The following is a 231-nucleotide window of genomic DNA, read 5'->3' as shown; positions in this document are numbered from 1 at the left end:
CTGGAACTTGGCCAGGATGGCGTCGGCGCAGAAGAACTCCAGGAAGGTGCGGTGCACGAAGCCGTAGACCTGCGGACCGTACCGGCTGAGGATGAAGTTCCGCTCCCGGAACTGTTCGATCATCGCCAGCGCGATGGTCCGGGCGGTGGCGGCGTCCCGCCGGTAGCGCTCGACCAGGTATTGCTCGAAGACGTCGCTGAGCTCCGTCCGGTCGATGTAGTTGACCGTCAG

1 protein-coding gene is annotated in these 231 nt (G+C 64.5%); it reads right to left on the bottom strand.

Annotated features, from left to right (window positions below; genetic code table 11):
* The coding region (locus AAH979_RS43280) for a hypothetical protein (RefSeq protein WP_346263918.1) at positions 1–231 on the bottom strand (231 nt) is incomplete at both ends.

The organism is Plantactinospora sp. ZYX-F-223 (genome assembly GCF_039649625.1).
Lineage (GTDB): Bacteria > Actinomycetota > Actinomycetes > Mycobacteriales > Micromonosporaceae > Plantactinospora.
Note: the sequence above shows the minus strand (reverse complement) of the source record. Positions and strands in the feature narration are given on the sequence as shown.